Raw genomic sequence first — 13,608 nt, 5'->3', positions numbered from 1 at the left:
GGACCAAGCGGTCCCGGCTCTCCGCTTCGCTTCGGCCGGGATGACAGGCGGCCCTTCCACTGACCCCTGCGACCAATTTTGACGCACCGACCTGCTAACGTGTCGATCCCGGGTCTTTGACAACCAAACCCCTCAGGTAGAGCCCTGCGCCCATCCTCCGTCTCGCGGGAAAAAGTGCACCTTTGTGCACTCAAAAAATTTTTGAGTGCGCATTTTCATGATGTGTCGGGTCGGGTGAAGACAGGGGTTTCGATAATGGACCGACCCCGCTAGCGTGGCCTCAAAACCGGAGGAAACCATGCCCAAGCCGTCAGAATTGCAGTCGCTCGTCGGGACCGAAATCGGGGTCTCGCGCTGGTTCCTGGTCGATCAGGCGAAGATCGACGCCTTCGCCGACACCACCGAGGACTGGCAGTTCATCCATGTGAACCCCGAACTGGCGAAGCAGACACCCTTCGGCGGGACCATCGCGCACGGCTTCCTGACCCTCAGCCTCGCCTCGGCCATGTCCTATGACTGCGTGAAGCCGCTGGACGGGGTGGTGATGGGCGTCAACTACGGCTTCGACAAGCTGCGCTTTATCGCCCCCGTGCCCGCCGGATCGAAAATCCGCGGTCGCTTCAAGCTGCTGTCCGCCGAGGACAAGGGCGGCGGCCGCTGGCTGATCAAGCACGAACTGACCGTCGAGATCGAAGGCGGCGAAAAGCCCGCCCTGATCGCCGAATGGCTGGGGATGCAAATGGTGGGCGGGGCTTAAATCAGCCCTCGCCCAGGCAGCGCAGCGCGACCTCAAGGTTGCGCAGCCCGTCCTCGCCGGTGACCGCCGGGGTCTCGCCGGTGCGGATGGCGTGGGCGAAGGCTTCCAGCTCCTTCTTCAGGGGCTCGTTCGGCCAGCTCATCACGCCGCGCGTGGAGTAGCTGCCGTCCGGCTGCTGGCCGAAATACTCGGTGACCTGACGGGTCATCAGGTCGGCGACCACGAACTTGCCCTTGGTGGCGACCTGCAGGGTGCGGGTCTTGTAGGGCGTGACCCAGTTGGTGGTGATGTGGGCGATCACCCCGTTTTCCAGCCGGAACTGGAGCAGGGCGGTGTCCTCGCGCTCGGCCTTGGTGCGGGCCAGTTGCGGCTGGACCTCGACGATCTCGCTGTCGGTCAGGTGGCGGATGATGTCGATGTCGTGCACCGCCAGATCGATGACCACGCCCACCTCGCCCATGCGCGGCGGGAAGGGGCCGACGCGGGTGATCTGGATGGAGATGACGTCCTCGCCCTGGATGGCGCGCTTCACGGCCTCGACGGCGGGGTTGAAGCGCTCGACCTGACCGACCATCAGCACGCGGCCGTTGGCTTTGGCGGCGTCGATCATCCGCTGGGCGTCGGCGACGGTGGCGGCGATGGGCTTCTCGACCAGGACGTGGACGCCCTTCTCGAGCAGGGCAACCGACAGGTCGGCGTGGTAGCGGTTCGGGGTGGCGACGACGGCGGCGTCCAGACCCGCGTTGACGAAGTCCTCCGCCGTGGTGAAGGCGGTCGCGCCGTACAGGCTCGCGACGCCCTCGGCCGTGGCGGCGTCCGGATCGAAGACGGCGGCGACGGTGACGTCACGAACGTCCGACAGGACGCGGGCGTGGTTGCGGCCCATGACGCCGACTCCGGCGACGCCGATCTTGAGCGGGGTGGTCTGGACGGTCATGCGGATCAGCCCTTGAACGATGCGACGGCGGCGATGATGCGGTCCTGGGTCGCTTCGTCCAGATCCGAATGCATCGGCAGGCTGAGAACCCGGTCCTTCAGGCGCTCCGTGACCGGCAGACCGCCCGCGCCCTGCGGGAAGTGCCTGTAGGCCGGCTGCATGTGCATCGGCACCGGATAGTAGACGGCGGTGGGCACGCCCTGTTCTTTCAGATGGGCGATCAGGCCGTCGCGGTCATCGTGCTCGATCGTGTACTGGGCCCAGTTGGAGACGTTTCCGGCCGGCACGTCCGGCACCGCGCCGACGTGGGGACGCAGGCCTTCGTTGTAGCGGGCGGCGATGCGGTTGCGCCACTCGATCTCCTCGCCGAAGACCTTCAGCTTCTCGATCAGGATCGCGGCCTGAATGGTGTCCAGGCGGCTGTTCATGCCGATGCGCATGGCCAGGTATTTCGGATCGTGCTCGAAGGCGTCGGCCCCGGCGGTCAGGTCCTTGGCGACCACCTTGCCGTGGACACGGTAGGAATCCATCTCCTGCGCCAGATCGTCGTCATTGGTCAGCACCGCGCCGCCGTCGCCGTAGCAACCCAGCGGCTTGGCCGGGAAGAAGCTGGTGGTGGTGACATCGGCCCATTTGATCGGGTGGTCGCCGTTGACGGTGCAGCCGAAGCCCTGGGCCGAATCCGAGATCAGCTTCAGGCCATGCCTGTCGCAGATCGCCTTGATGGCCGGATAGTCGGCGGGCTGGCCGAACAGATCGACAGCGATGACCACGCGCGGGGTCAGGCGGCCCTCGGCCTTGATGCCCTCGATGGCGGCTTCCAGCTTCACCGGGTCGATGTTGTAGGTGACCGGGTCGACGTCCACGAAGACCGGCTCCGCATTGGTCCAGGGCACGATCTCGGCCGTCGCCGTGAAGGTGAAGCTGGGGCAGAAGACAGCGTCACCGGCGCCCACGCCCCAGGCCATCAGCGGCAGGACCAGGGCGTCCGTGCCGTTGGCGCAGCCCAGCGCGTGCTTCGCCTGACCAAAGGCGGCCAGATCAGCCTCGAACTGGCGGACCTGCGGGCCCATGACCCAGGCGCCGCCGACGACAGCCTCCTGAACGGCGGCCTCGATCTTGCCGGCCAGACGCAGGCGCTGGGCCTGAAGGTCGATGAAGGGAATGCTCATTCGTGGTCTCCGGTCGCGGACGCGCGGGCGGTGCGGCGCGGGTTCAACGCGCCGGTGAGGTTGGCCGCTCCTAACAAATGGCGCCCGGTCCCGCCAAATCGTGAGGGGTCACTTCGGGTGAGGGATTGCAACGAACCTCCGGGGCGCCTATCCCAAGCGCCATGTCGACCGGCCATCCCGCTGTATTTCTCGACCGCGACGGCGTTCTGATCGAGGACACGGGCTACCCCCACCTCGAAGCACAGCTTCGCATGATGCCCGGCGCCGCCGAGGCCGTGCGTCGGCTGAACCGTCTCGGCTATCTGTGCGTGATCGTGACCAACCAGTCCGGCGTCGCGCGGGGTCTGTTCACCGAACAGCAGATGCACGCCTTCAACGATCTGATCGTGCGCAAGCTGGCGCTCGGGGGCGGGCGTATCGGCGCCATCTATGCCTGTCCGTATCACTCGGAGGGGCGGGTCGAGGCCTATATCCATCCCGACCATCCGGACCGGAAGCCCAATCCGGGCATGATCCTGAAGGCCATCGCCGAGCACAATATCGATCCGGCGAAGAGCTTCATGATCGGCGACCAGCCGTCGGACATGGAGGCTGCGAAACGCGCGGGCATCCCCGGCTTCCGCTTCGAGGGCGGCAATCTGGACGACTTCGTCCGCGAACTCCTCGGCCACTGATCCGTTTTTGTCAGGGCTCGACCGGTGGGTTTTCCCGCCCCGATGAATTACGATTGGCCCTTAGCTTCCCGGAGACCGCATGAGCCAGTCCTTCGTTGATCGCCGCTGGACCAGCGCTGACGGCCTCAGCCTATATGCCCGCGACTACGCCCCGGCGGGCGGGCCGGCGAAGCTGCCGGTGATCTGCATTCACGGCCTGACCCGCAATTCCAAGGATTTCGAGGTCATCGCTCCTCTGATCGCCCAGAGCGGGCGGCGGGTGCTGGCCATCGACGTGCGCGGGCGCGGCCTGTCGGACGAGGCCCAGGATCCGATGACCTATCAGCCGGCCACCTATGCCCAGGATGTGCTGGCTCTGCTGGCGCAGACCGGAATCGAGCGCGCGGTTTTTGTCGGCACCTCCATGGGCGGGCTGATCACCATGGCGCTGGCCGCCATCCGTTCGAAAGTGATCGCGGGCGCCATCATCAATGACGTCGGTCCCGAGGTGGCCAAGGAAGGGCTGGCGCGTATTGCCGCCTATTCAGGCCAGCCGGTGGACACCCCGACCTGGGCCGATGCCGCCGCCTATGCGAAGCGGATCAACGCGGTCGCCTTCCCACGCTATACGGACGCCGACTGGGACGCCTTCGCCCGCCGCATCTTCCGTGAGGGGACGGAAGGGGCGCCGGTGCTGAACTACGATCCGGACATCGCCGTGCCGATCAAGGCGGCGGGGGCCAAGGCGCTGGTCCCGAACCTGTGGCCGATGTTCGGCCGGCTGACCCGCGGCCGTCAGGTGCTGCTGGTGCGCGGCCAGACATCGGACCTGCTGAGCGAGAGCATCGCGGCCAAGATGCGCAAGCGTGCGCCCAAGATGGACTTCGTCGAGGTGCCGGGCGTGGGACACGCTCCGATGCTGGACGAGCCCGAGGCGCGGGCGGCGATTTTCCCCTTCCTGAACGAACTGCCCTAGCCGGGAACGTTCGTCTCCAGCTCATCGATCCAGACCTTGGCCGTCGCGTCGGACGGCGCGCGCCAGTCGCCGCGCGGCGACAGAGAGCCGCCGGTGACGACCTTGGGCCCGTTCGGCACGGCCGAGCGCTTGAACTGGCTGGTCTGAAAGAAGCGGTGCAGGAATTTTCGCAGCCAGTTCTTGATGGTCGGCAGGTCGTATTCGACCTTCTCATCCTCCGGCGTGCCCTCGGGCCAGTGGCCGGTCGACGCATCCTTCCAGGCCTGATGGGCCAGGAAGGCCACCCTGGACGGGGTCATCCCGAAGCGGGTGATGTAGAACAGGAAGAAGTCGTTCAGGGCATAGGGACCGACGGTCGCCTCGGTCGACTGGATCTTGCCGTCCCTGGCCGGGACCAGCTCGGGCGAGATCTCGGTGTCCAGGATGGCGTGCAGCACGCGAACCGTTTCGCCGTCATGTTCCTTGGCCGCGACCCAGCGGATCAGGTGCCGGATCAGGGTCTTCGCCACGCCACCGTTGACGTTGTAGTGGCTCATATGGTCGCCGACGCCATAGGTGGCCCAGCCCAGCGCCAGTTCCGACAGGTCGCCGGTGCCCAGCACCAGGCCGCCGTTGTGGTTGGCGAGGCGGAACAGATAGTCGGTCCTCAGGCCCGCCTGCACATTCTCGAAGGTGATGTCGTGGACCGGTTCGCCGTCGGCGTAAGGGTGTTTGATGTCGGCCAGCATGCGCTCGGCGGCGGGGCGGATATCGATCTCTTCGCCGGTGACGCCCAGCGCCTTCATCAGGGCCCAGGCGTTTGACTTGGTGCTGTCCGAGGTGGCGAAGCCGGGCATCGTGAAGCCGAGGATGCCGGTGCGCGGCAGCCCCAGCCGGTCGAAGGCGCGGCAGGCGACCAACAGCGCCTGTGTGGAATCGAGCCCGCCCGAGACGCCGATGACGAGGGTCTTCGACCCCGTCGCCTGCAGCCGCCGCATCAGGCCCTGGACCTGGATGTTGAACGCCTCGTAGCAGTCCTGATCCAGCCGCGCCGGGTCGTCGGGCACGAAGGGGAAGCGGTCGAGGGGGCGGACAAGGTCCCCGGTCGCCTGACCGAGGCCCTGTTCACGGATCGCCACCTCGATGTAGTCGCCGGGTTTGATCTCCCGCCGGACGCAATCGGCGAAGGTGCCGGTGCGCATGCGCTCCTGCGCAATCCGGTCCAGGTCGATGTCGGCGACGGTCAGGTGGCTTTCCAGGGCGAAGCGTTCGCCCTCGGCCAGTTTGGCGCCCAGTTCGTGGATGGTGGCCTGCCCATCCCAGGCCAGGTCGGTGGTGCTCTCGCCCCAGCCCGAGGCGGTGAACACATAGGCCGCCATGGCGCGAGCCGACTGGCTGGAGCTGAGCATGGCGCGGTCAACGGACTTGCCGATGACGACATTGGAGGCTGACAGGTTGAGCAGGACGCGCGCGCCCGCGAGCGCCAGACGCGTCGAGGGCGGCAGCGGGGCCCAGTAATCCTCGCAGATCTCCACGCCGAAGCTCAGGTCGGGACGATCCTCAACGCTGAAGATGAGGTGGGTGCCGAAGGCGGCGTAATAGCCCGCGAAATGGGTCCCGCCGCCTGGGTTCAGTTCTGGCGAAGCCGGTGAGAACCAGCGCTTCTCGTAGTACTCCCGGTAATTGGGCAGATAGGTCTTGGGAACCACGCCCCAGATCCAGCCGTCGGCGATGACCACGGCGGCGTTGTAAAGCCGCTGCTCGTGACGCACCGGCGCGCCGACGACAGCGATGATCTTGAGATCCTTGATCGTCTGCACGATCCGGTCGACCTGCCGTTCGACCTCATCGAGCAGCGCCGTCTGGAGCAGCAGGTCGTCAATGGCGTAGCCGCTGAGGGACAGCTCGGGAAAGACGATCAGGTCCACCCCTTGTCCGGCCGCCTGACGGATCAGGGCGATGTGTTCGTCAGCATTGGCCGCCGGGTCGGCGGTGTGCACCACCGGGGTGGCGGCGGCGACGCGGACGAAGCCGTGGTTGGCGGGGCGGTGGAAGGCGGATGTCTCGGCCAAGGCGCGATCCTTCAGGGGTCTTTTGCTCATATAGAGCCAAAGGCGGGCTGCGGCTACGTTAGCCCGTGACCTGACGAACGCCGACCGCTAAACGGGGGTCATGACCGATACGCCCAAAAAAGGCTGGTTCTCGCGCCTGACCGAAGGCCTGAGCCGTTCCTCCAAGCAGATGACCGAACAGGTCGTCGCCACGTTCGTGAAGGAGCCGCTCAGCGACAAGGCGCTGGAACAGCTGGAAGAGCATCTGCTGGAGAGCGATCTGGGGCCGGCGGCGACCGACCGGATCGTGGAGCGGTTCCGCGAGCTGCGCTTCTCCGCCGGGGCGAATGAGCGGGAGGTCAAGGAAGCGCTGGCCGAGGCCGTGGCCGCCGAGCTGATCAATCACGAGGCCCGTTACGAGCCGCTGGCCGGTCAGAAGCCCTTCGTGACCCTGTTCGTGGGGGTGAACGGCTCGGGCAAGACGACGACCCTGGGCAAGATCGCCTCGGACCTGACGGCGCAGGGCGCCAAGGTGATGATCGTGGCCTGCGACACCTTCCGCGCCGCCGCGCGTGAACAGCTGAAGGTCTGGGCCGAGCGGGCCGGAGCCACCTTCGAGAGCCGCCGCGACGGCGCCGACGCCGCCGGTCTGGCCTTCGACGCCTACACCCGCGCCAAGGCGGAAGGGTTCGATGTCGTGCTGATCGACACCGCCGGCCGGCTGCAGAACAAGTCGGCCCTGATGGACGAACTGCTGAAGATCGTTCGCGTGCTGAAGAAGATTGATGCGGACGCCCCGCACGAGACCCTGCTGGTGCTGGACGCCACGGTCGGCCGCAATGCGCTGGAACAGGAAAAGATCTTCGGCCGGACGGCCTATGTGTCGGGCGTGGTGATGACCAAGCTGGACGGCACCGCGCGTGGCGGGGTGCTGGTGCCGGTGGCGCAGGCCTCGGACGCTCCGATCAAGCTGATCGGCGTCGGCGAAGGGGTCGAGGACCTGCAACCTTTCGATGCCCGTGCGTTCTCGCGCTCGCTGGTCGGACTGGAGGACTGAACCCATGACCGAAGTCACTGAACGTCGGGGCTCCAGCATTCGTCAGGCCGTCGATTTCGGCGCGCTCGTCGCCTTCCTGGCCGCCTATGCCTTTATGCGGTTCGTGCTTAAGCAGGACAGCACCCAGGCGATGCTGCACGCGACCTGGGTTCTGGTCGGAGCCTCGTTTGTCGCCCTGGCGGTCGGCTGGATCGTCGAGCGGCGACTGGCGCCCTTGCCGCTGCTCACCGGCGGCTTCGCCCTAGTGTTCGGCGTGCTGACGCTGGTGTTTCACGATCCGAAGTTGCTGCAGATCAAGATCACGGTGCAGAACGCGCTGCTCGCGGTGGTGCTGCTGGGTTCGTTGCCGCTGGGCCGGTATCCGTTCAAATATCTTCTGGGTTCAGCCCTGAAGATCACCGACGCGGGCTGGCGTGGGCTGACGCTCCGCTACGGCCTGTATTTCGCCGCCGTCGCGATCGTGAACGAGCTGGTGCGCAGTCCGGTGGTGGTCGAGGCCGCGCTGCAGGCGTTGAAACGTCCGCCGGCGGATCCCTATGATGTCTGGATGGCCTTCCGGGGCGGACTTTGGATGGCTTCGGCCGCCTTCGGCATCTGGCAGGTGTTCTTCATCATGAAGCACCTGATCAAGGATGAAGAGACCGTAGAGCCGGTATCGCCCGACACCGGGCTTTGACGCTGAAAGAGATTGTCCGTCGTCAAACCGTAAAACGCGGCTGCTAGCTCTGTCGATGCAGCCGAGGGGATACGGTTCATGGTCAAGTCCGGTAACAAGCCCAAGCGTGGCGGCGCCCTCGGCGTTTCGCCCAGCCATCTGATTCACCGCGCCTTGCAGCTGGCGCTCGATATCTATGCCGAAGAGACGGGTCCGGACGGTCTGACCCAGCGGCAGTTCGCCGTGCTGGAGGCCGTGAGCCACAAGGCGGGTCTGACGCAGACCGATCTGGTGCGCGCCACCGGCATCGACCGTTCGACCCTCGCTGATCTGGTCGCGCGGATGACCACCAAGGGCCTGCTGGATCGGGAGAAGTCGACGCTCGACGCCCGCGCCAAGGCGGTGCGCCTGTCGCCAGCCGGCGAGGCGGCGCTGGAAGCGGCGCGCCCGCGCGTCGAGGCCGCTGACAAGCGAATCGTCGGCCTGCTGCCCAAGGGCAAGCGTGATGTCTTCCTGGACCTGCTGGGCGAACTGGCCGGCGAGGCGGACGCCGCCCCGCTGAAAGCCAAGGCGGAAGCCAAGGCCGCCAAAAAGGCCGCCCGCGAGGTCAAGAAGGCTGAAAAGGCGGCTCGCAAGGCCGAGAAAGCCGACAAGCCCGCCAAGGCTCCGAAGGCTGAAAAGCCGGCCAAGGTAAAGAAGGACAAGGTGGCGGAGCCGGCGTAAGCGGCGGGCTGCGGAGCCAGCTCGTGATTAGTGGTTAGTGATCAATGGGTGGCGGTTTCGGCGCCGGCGCCCGCAGGCCGTGCACCTGCGCGAGCGGCATCGAACCACTAATCACTTCCCCAGCGCAGAAGAGGGGCAATGGGCTCCATCGCCAATGGAGCCCGGCCTCCTCAATCCATCAGCTGTTGCGACAGATAGACGTAGTGGCGCGCCCAGCGACGGGCGTTGGCGACCGGGTCGGCGTCGTTGGAGTGACCGCCCGCGGTTTCCTCATAATAGAGGTGGTCGTAGCCCATATCGCCCAGACGCGCCGCGAACTTGCGGGCGTGACCCGGATGGACGCGGTCGTCGCGAGTGTTGGTGGTGATGTAGACGCGCGGATAGTGCGCGCCCGGACGAAGCTGTTGATAGGCCGAATAGCGGGCGATCCAGGCGGCTTCCTCGGGGATTCGGGGGTCGCCGTACTCGCCGATCCACGAAGCGCCCGCGGGCAACTCGTGATAGCGCAGCATGTCGATCAGCGGGCTCTCGATGACCGCGGCATTGAACAACTCCGGATGCTGGGTGATCGACACCGAGGTCAGGACCCCGCCGTTCGACCGGCCATAGATGCCCAGACGGCGTGGGGTGGTGATGCCACGCGCTTCCAGATCACGGGCGACCGCCGCGAAGTCGTCGAAGGCGAGCTGGCGGTTCTCGTTCAGCACCGCCTGATGCCATTGCGGCCCGAACTCGCCACCGCCCCGGATGTTGGCCTGGACGAAGACGCCGCCGTTCTCGAGCCACAGCTTGCCCATTTCGGGTTTGTAAGCGGGCGGGAAGCTGACCTGGAAGCCGCCGTAGCCGAACAGGATGGTCGGCGCCGGGCCGCTCTGGTCGCGCGGGCGGGTGACGAAATAGGGAATCTTCGTCCCGTCCGAGGACGTCGCCTCGAACTGCTCGGTGACGTGCGTCGAGGCGTCGAACTTGGCGGGAGCCGACTTCAGCTCGGTCGGCGCGGCAGCGTCGGCCGCCAGAAGGCCCAGTGTGGGGGGCGTCAGGAAGCCCTGAGCGGACACGAAGACCCGTCCCGACGCCTTCGAACTGTCGCCTAATCCGATGGCGCTGTTCTCCGGTCCGGCGATATCGCTCCCCGACCAGACGGCCTGATTGTTCTGGCCGAAGCGATAGCGCCTGACCCGGCTGACGACATTGTCTGAAATGACAGCGACGACGTGGTCATCCATCACCGCCACGCTTTGAAGCGACTGGCGCGGGGTGGGCGTGAAGATCGTTTCCGGATCCGTATCGGGGTAGAGCCCTCCGGCGCCGCGCGCCAGTTCCTCCATGGAAATCGCCAGCAGGGTTCCGGGGGCGATGGTCCGGGCGCCCCAGCGCCAGGCCTCGTCATTCGACAGCACCAGCCGCTGCCCCAGCGTTCCATAGATGGAGACCTGTTCGGGCACGGCCAGCTTCGCGGGTCGACCGTCAATCAGCCGCCATGTCTCCGACCGGTAGGTGTCCAGAGGACGCGAGATGATGACGGCCTCCACCGCGCCTCGGCTATCACGATAGACCGAAGCCGAGACGCCATAGCCGCCGTCCGACCGGTCGCCGCGGTAGACTTCGGTCGCTTGGTTCAGCGGCTGGCCGCGCTTCAGGGATTTGACGATGAAGGGGTAGCCGCTCTCGGTCAGGGTGCCGGGGCCGAAGTCGGTGGCGACCAGAAGCGTGTCGCGGTCCAGCCAGCTGATGCGGTGCTTGCCTTCGGGTAGGATGAAGCCGCCGTCCACGAAGCTCTTGGTGGTGGTGTCGAATTCGCGCACGACCACGGCGTCCTTGCCGCCGTCCGACAGGTTGATCAGGCAGCGGGTCTCGTCCGGGGCCAGGCAGCTGGCGCCCTTGAAGACCCAGTCCCTGCCCTCGGCGCGCGACAGGGCGTCAATGTCCAGCAGGGTCTCCCACTGCGTATCGGCCGAACGGTAGCTGTCCAGCGTGGTTCGGCGCCAAACGCCCTTGGGATTGGTCGCGTCCTGCCAGAAGTTGCCGATACCGTCGCCGAGGAAGCTGGGCGCCGGGATGCGGTCGGTGGCGGTCAGGATGGCTTCGGCCTCGGCCCGGAAGGTTTCGTAGCGCGGATCGTTGGTCAGGCTGGCCAGGGCGCGCTCGTTCGACGCCGCGACGAAGGCCATCGCCTCGGTCCCGTTGACCTCCTCCAGCGCCAGATGATCGTCGGCGGCGCGGACGCCGGCTGGGGTCAGGTCGGCGGGGAAGTGCGGCGGGGTCTGGCTCTGCGCATAGGCGGGCGCGGCGATGGCGACCATGGCCACACCCATCATCAGGGACTTCATCATCGAAACAGACTCCGCGTTATTCCTCCCCGGAAGGGGGAGCGGGACCATCCGCAGGATGGTCGGGGTGGTCAAGGACCGGAGACGGTGGAGCGGAACACCCCTCCACCGCTTCGAGGCCCTGAACCGGTCGGCCTATTGCTGCGCCGGAGAGTCCATCAGGCGGCGGGTCAGATAGGTGTACTCCAGCGCCAGACGGCGGGCCGTCTCCTGCAGGTTGGCGCCGGCGGCGTGGCCGCCGTCGGTGTTTTCATAGAACAGGACGGGATAGCCCAGCTCCTCCAGACGCGCCGCCGCCTTGCGGGCGTGGCCCGGGTGGACGCGGTCGTCCTTGGTCGAGGTGTGGATGAAGACCTCGGGATAGGGCTGGCCCGCGCGCAGGTTCTGGTAGGGCGAGTACTGCTCGATCCAGGCGCGCTGTTCCGGAATGTCCGGGTTGCCGTATTCGGCGATCCACGACGCGCCGGCCAGCAGCTTGTGGAAGCGCAACATGTCGAACAGGGGCACCTGGATGACCGCGCCGTTGATGAGATCCGGGCGCTGGGTCAGCATGGCGCCCATGAACAGGCCGCCCTGCGAGCCGCCCATAATGCCGAGGCGGGGCTGCGAGGTGATGTTGCGGGCCTCGAGGTCCAGGGCGACGGCCTGGAAGTCCTCGTGGGCGCGCTGGCGGTTCTCCTGCAGGGCCGCCTGGTGCCAACGGGGGCCGAACTCGCCGCCGCCGCGGGTGTTGGCGATCACATAGACGCCGCCGCGCTCCAGCCACAGCTTGCCGACCGTGGCCGAATAGCCGGGCAACAGCGAGCTCTGGAAGCCGCCGTAGCCGTACAGCAGGGTCGGGTTCGAGCCGTCCATCGGCATGTCGCCCTTATGGACGACGAAGTAGGGGATCATCGTGCCATCGGCGCTGCGGGCCTCGAACTGTTCGACCACCATGCCGGTGGCGTCGAATTTGGCGGGCAGGGACTTCACCACATCGGCCTGACCGGTGGCGGCGTCGGCCAGATAGAGGCTGGACGGGTTCAGATAGCCGGCGACGCTGACGAAGACCTGATCGTTCCGTTCCGAGGCCGAACCGACGCCGACCGTGACGTTCTGCGGCAGGTCCAGACGGGTCCGCGCCCACTCGCCCGAGGGATTGGGTTGGTAGACGTAAACCGAGCCGCGCACGTTTTCGTACAGGGCCACGACCAGCTTGTTGCGGGTCGCGGTGATGCCTTCGATGGCTTCCCGCTCGGTCGGGCGGATGATCAGTTGCGCGGGCGTGGCCGGGTTGGCCAGCCATTGCTCGAGGTTCCAGGCGATGACGTCGCCGGTCCTGAACTCCTGCCCCGAGGGGGCGGTCCAGTCCTGATCGGTGGTGACCACCAGCTGGCCCTGCACCAGGGCGTTGATGTTGGACTTGGCCGGCAGTTGCAGCTGGGTCGTCGTGCCGTCAGCGTTCAGACGCCAGGTTTCACCCTCGTAGAAGTTGATCCCCCGGTTGATCAGGGTCGCCTTCACCACGCCGTCGGCGTTGCGCAGGGTGTAGGCGTTGACCGAAACATCTGTCTGCTGACCTTCAAAGATGGTCGTGGCCTGTTCGATCGTCTGGCCGCGGCGCATGAGGCGGACGGTGCGCGGGTAGCCCGAGTCCGTCAGGGTGCCGTCGCCGAAGTCACGCGAGACCAGCAGGGTGTTCTCGTCGATCCAAGAGGCCCCGCCCTTGGATTCCGGCAGGATGAAGCCGTCGGCGACGAAGGTGCGGGTGGCGCGGTCGAACTCGCGCACCGTGACGGCGTCCTTGCCGCCGTCCGACAGGCTGACGAGGCAGCGCGTCTCCTGCGGCGGCAGGCAGGTCACACCCTTGTAGACCCAGTTCTTTCCCTCGGCGGTCGACAGGGCGTCGATGTCGAGGATGGTCTCCCACACGGGCTCGGCCGTGCGATAGCTGTCCAGTGTGGTCGTGCGCCAGACGCCGCGCACGTGGGTGGCGTCCTGCCAGAAATTGTCCAGCGTGCCGTCGTGGTTGAAGCCGACGCCGGGGATGCGGTCGCGAGACTGCACGATCTCCAGCGCCTGGGCGTGCAGCTGGGCGTAGCGGGGGTCGCCCTGCAGAACGCCGAGCGAATGTTCATTGTGGGCGCGGACCCATTCCATCGCCCGCTCGCCCTCGACCTCTTCCAGCCACAGATAGGGATCGGCGGCGTCTGAAGTGGCGAAGCCCGAGGGGGCGTTGGCGGAAGCGGGAGCGGTCTGGGCCATGGCGGCGCTCGAAAGGGCGGTAGTGGCGAGAAGCGCGGCGAGCGCGGCGGAACGGAACATATGGGTACTCCCCC

11 protein-coding genes are annotated in these 13,608 nt (G+C 66.6%); 6 read left to right on the top strand and 5 right to left on the bottom strand.

Features of this window, described 5'->3' with window-relative positions:
* Window positions 1-298: 298 nt before the first annotated feature.
* The gene (locus FKQ52_RS16145; protein ID WP_141628127.1) at window positions 299-757 is read left to right on the top strand and encodes a MaoC family dehydratase; all 459 of its coding nucleotides are present in this window, start codon (window positions 299-301) and stop codon (window positions 755-757) included.
* Between the two features lies 1 nt (window position 758).
* On the opposite strand, the gene FKQ52_RS16140 is transcribed toward FKQ52_RS16145, so the two are convergent.
* Entirely contained in the window at window positions 759-1,694 is a 936-nt protein-coding gene (locus FKQ52_RS16140; protein ID WP_141628126.1) for a Gfo/Idh/MocA family protein, read from the bottom strand.
* A gap of 5 nt (window positions 1,695-1,699) precedes the next feature.
* On the bottom strand, window positions 1,700-2,866 hold the full coding sequence (locus FKQ52_RS16135) for a DegT/DnrJ/EryC1/StrS aminotransferase family protein (RefSeq protein WP_141628125.1): 1,167 nt from the start codon (window positions 2,864-2,866) through the stop codon (window positions 1,700-1,702).
* A 161-nt stretch (window positions 2,867-3,027) separates the two neighbouring features.
* Between FKQ52_RS16135 and FKQ52_RS16130 the strand changes: the two genes are divergently transcribed.
* Both FKQ52_RS16130 and FKQ52_RS16125 read left to right on the top strand, forming a co-directional pair.
* Window positions 3,028-3,540, top strand: coding sequence for an HAD-IIIA family hydrolase (locus FKQ52_RS16130; protein ID WP_141628124.1), 513 nt, complete (start codon window positions 3,028-3,030; stop codon window positions 3,538-3,540).
* 79 nt (window positions 3,541-3,619) lie between these two features.
* Window positions 3,620-4,495 (top strand): alpha/beta fold hydrolase, encoded by an 876-nt coding sequence (locus tag FKQ52_RS16125; RefSeq protein ID WP_141628123.1) that lies wholly within the window; start codon window positions 3,620-3,622, stop codon window positions 4,493-4,495.
* Here FKQ52_RS16125 and FKQ52_RS16120 read toward each other — a convergent pair.
* The gene (locus FKQ52_RS16120) at window positions 4,492-6,576 is read right to left on the bottom strand and encodes an NAD(+) synthase (protein ID WP_141628122.1); all 2,085 of its coding nucleotides are present in this window, start codon (window positions 6,574-6,576) and stop codon (window positions 4,492-4,494) included. The genes FKQ52_RS16125 and FKQ52_RS16120 overlap by 4 nt on opposite strands.
* 70 nt (window positions 6,577-6,646) lie before the next feature.
* On the opposite strand from FKQ52_RS16120, the gene ftsY reads away from it, so the two are divergent.
* The 3 genes from ftsY to FKQ52_RS16105 all read left to right on the top strand — a co-directional run bounded on the left by ftsY (window position 6,647) and on the right by FKQ52_RS16105 (window position 8,960).
* Window positions 6,647-7,582 (top strand): signal recognition particle-docking protein FtsY, encoded by a 936-nt coding sequence (gene ftsY, locus FKQ52_RS16115; protein ID WP_141628121.1) that lies wholly within the window; start codon window positions 6,647-6,649, stop codon window positions 7,580-7,582.
* A 4-nt stretch (window positions 7,583-7,586) separates the two neighbouring features.
* A complete protein-coding gene (locus FKQ52_RS16110; RefSeq protein WP_141628120.1) occupies window positions 7,587-8,258 on the top strand; it encodes an inner membrane-spanning protein YciB in 672 nt (223 codons plus the stop codon).
* 78 nt (window positions 8,259-8,336) lie between these two features.
* Complete coding sequence (locus FKQ52_RS16105) at window positions 8,337-8,960, top strand: MarR family winged helix-turn-helix transcriptional regulator (RefSeq protein WP_141628119.1); 624 nt, start codon at window positions 8,337-8,339, stop codon at window positions 8,958-8,960.
* A 170-nt stretch (window positions 8,961-9,130) separates the two neighbouring features.
* On the opposite strand, the gene FKQ52_RS16100 is transcribed toward FKQ52_RS16105, so the two are convergent.
* A complete protein-coding gene (locus tag FKQ52_RS16100; protein ID WP_141628118.1) occupies window positions 9,131-11,293 on the bottom strand; it encodes a prolyl oligopeptidase family protein in 2,163 nt (720 codons plus the stop codon).
* A 132-nt stretch (window positions 11,294-11,425) separates the two neighbouring features.
* Window positions 11,426-13,594 carry a prolyl oligopeptidase family protein gene (locus FKQ52_RS16095; protein ID WP_141628117.1) on the bottom strand — a complete coding sequence of 723 codons (2,169 nt, stop codon included), beginning with the start codon at window positions 13,592-13,594 and terminating at the stop codon, window positions 11,426-11,428.
* Between the last annotated feature and the right edge of the window lie 14 nt (window positions 13,595-13,608).

Source organism: Brevundimonas sp. M20 (assembly GCF_006547065.1).
Classification (GTDB): Bacteria; Pseudomonadota; Alphaproteobacteria; order Caulobacterales; family Caulobacteraceae; genus Brevundimonas.
Note: the sequence above shows the minus strand (reverse complement) of the source record. Positions and strands in the feature narration are given on the sequence as shown.

Excerpts from the sequence above, each read along its gene's own strand:
- FKQ52_RS16145 (WP_141628127.1), top strand. The coding sequence starts at position 299 with ATGCCCAAGCCGTCAGAATTGCAGTCGCTCGTCGGGACCGAAATCGGG.
- FKQ52_RS16140 (WP_141628126.1), bottom strand. The coding sequence starts at position 1,694 with ATGACCGTCCAGACCACCCCGCTCAAGATCGGCGTCGCCGGAGTCGGC.
- FKQ52_RS16135 (WP_141628125.1), bottom strand. The coding sequence starts at position 2,866 with ATGAGCATTCCCTTCATCGACCTTCAGGCCCAGCGCCTGCGTCTGGCC.
- FKQ52_RS16130 (WP_141628124.1), top strand. The coding sequence starts at position 3,028 with ATGTCGACCGGCCATCCCGCTGTATTTCTCGACCGCGACGGCGTTCTG.
- FKQ52_RS16125 (WP_141628123.1), top strand. The coding sequence starts at position 3,620 with ATGAGCCAGTCCTTCGTTGATCGCCGCTGGACCAGCGCTGACGGCCTC.
- FKQ52_RS16120 (WP_141628122.1), bottom strand. The coding sequence starts at position 6,576 with ATGAGCAAAAGACCCCTGAAGGATCGCGCCTTGGCCGAGACATCCGCC.
- ftsY (WP_141628121.1), top strand. The coding sequence starts at position 6,647 with ATGACCGATACGCCCAAAAAAGGCTGGTTCTCGCGCCTGACCGAAGGC.
- FKQ52_RS16110 (WP_141628120.1), top strand. The coding sequence starts at position 7,587 with ATGACCGAAGTCACTGAACGTCGGGGCTCCAGCATTCGTCAGGCCGTC.
- FKQ52_RS16105 (WP_141628119.1), top strand. The coding sequence starts at position 8,337 with ATGGTCAAGTCCGGTAACAAGCCCAAGCGTGGCGGCGCCCTCGGCGTT.
- FKQ52_RS16100 (WP_141628118.1), bottom strand. The coding sequence starts at position 11,293 with ATGATGAAGTCCCTGATGATGGGTGTGGCCATGGTCGCCATCGCCGCG.
- FKQ52_RS16095 (WP_141628117.1), bottom strand. The coding sequence starts at position 13,594 with ATGTTCCGTTCCGCCGCGCTCGCCGCGCTTCTCGCCACTACCGCCCTT.